The 1,864-nt window shown below is 76.1% G+C and carries 1 protein-coding gene; it reads right to left on the reverse strand.

Features of this window, described 5'->3' with window-relative positions:
• Positions 1-1,864, reverse strand: a 1,864-nt coding sequence (locus FK498_RS18535) for a phosphoenolpyruvate carboxylase (protein WP_141857157.1), incomplete at both ends; no start/stop codon positions are given.

The raw sequence follows: 1,864 nt of genomic DNA on the forward strand, positions 1-1,864 counted from the left end.
CGCCACGGCCGCGAGCTGCTCGCGCCGCCCCGGCCGGGTGGCGCGCTGCGCCCGGTCGAGCCAGGTGCCGGGATCGAGCGTGGCGACATAGCCGCGCAGGATGTCGAGATCGCCCGCCGCGCGCGCGGCCGCCGCCATCGCCATCGCGCGGCCGAAGCGCGGGCTCCGCGCGCACAGCTCGGCGAAGGTCTCGGGCGCGCGCGCCACCGCCTGGCCGAGCCCGTGCAGCGTGTTCGCAAGCCAGCCGAGCTGGTGCAGGATCGCATTGTTCGGGATCGCGCGCAGGTCGCGCGGATGGTGGATCATCGCCGGCCCGCCCATGCCGTCGGTCTCGCGCCTGGCCGGGCGCGAGCCGGTGGGGTCGAGCAGGGCCGGGCCGAAGGCGCCGAGCAGCGCGGCGTAGCCCGGATCGGGCACCAGCTCCGCCATCGCGGCGCGCGCCGTGCCGAAGAACTCGGCCGCGTAGTCGGCCTCGGCGTAGATCGGATCCTCCGCCGCCGCCGGCGGGGCGAAGACGTGCTCGGCGATGCGCGCCACCGCCGCCGTCGCCAGCGCGGGCGTGCCGAACAGCAGGTAGCCCTCGGCACCCTGGAAGCTCGACTCCTCGCGCACCGACAGCCCGGCTGCCGCGAAGCGCGCGCGCGACTGCGCCGGCGCGAGATACTCGAGCCGGTCGGCGAGGCTCGTCGGATGCGCGCCGCGCCCGATCGACTCGCCATGCGTGTTGAACAGCACGAGTTCGAGCCCGCCGAGGTCGTGGCGGCAGAGCGTCTCGGCGAGCTTCAGCCGCAGCCGTTCGACCAGGAACGACGCCGCCGGCTGGCCGACGAAGCGGCCCGAATCCGAGTAGCCGAACTGCAGGCAGAGCCGTCCCGCGCGCCTGAGATAGGCGCGGAAATGCGCGCTCCGCAGCGCCTCCTCGAGCACGCGCGCGCCGTGCTCGAGCCCCTCCGGCGTCTCGAACAGCGGGCTGATCTCGACCGCGTGCTCGACGCCGAAGCGGCGCGCGAGCCAGAGTGCCGCGAGCAGCGTGTAGCCGGTCTCGGTCTCGGCGATCAGGAAGCGGATCGGCTGGGATCCGTCGACGTGCTTCAGGATCTGCGCGACCGTCATCATCAGCCGCGCCGCCGAGGACTGTTCGGCGAGCAGCGCGCCGAGATCGACCGGCACCGGGCGGACCGTCTCGAGGGCGGCGTTGATCGCCGCGATCAGCCCGCGCCGCCGCGCGCGGTCCTCCGGCGCGGCATCGAAGCCGAGGCGGTGGCGCAGCGCGTTGTGGACCTGCTGCGCGTTCAGCCGCAGATGGGTGTGGGCGAGCGCGAGACCGTGCGAGACGAGCCCCGCGCGCGCGACCGCGAGCCGCAGGCGCTCGCCGTCATCCGCCGCGGCCGCGATCGCGGCATCGAACTGTCCGCGCAACGTGTCGATCCCGGTGAGCGCCCGCCCGCGCCCGCCGACCAGCGCCCAGGCGAAGCGCTGCACCGCCTCCGGCGCGGGCGCGACCCCGACCGGGCAGAGCGCGTGCTGGCGATCCGTCTCGTCCAGCGCCGCCGCGATCGCGTCGGCGAGCGCGCCCGGCGGGACGGCCGCGGCGAGCCGCGCGAGCCCCATCGCCTTCATGCGCAGCCGGAAGCGCAGCGTGTCGGCCCAGCCGATGTCGGTGCGCCCGTCCGTGTCGTAGCCGACCCAGGAGGCGGCCAGCACCGGCGCGGGGGCCAGCGCCGTCCAGCGGTCCGGCCAGTGCGCCCTGGCGGCCTCGAGCAGGGCCGCGACCAGCGCGTCGATCGCGTCGCGCGCATGCGCGATCGCGCCCGCGGCCTGGGCGAACTCCTCGTCCAGCGTGATCGGGGCGGGGCGGTGGGCG

It is taken from the genome of Elioraea sp. Yellowstone, assembly GCF_006704265.1.
In the GTDB taxonomy this organism is placed as follows: Bacteria; Pseudomonadota; Alphaproteobacteria; order Acetobacterales; family Acetobacteraceae; genus Elioraea.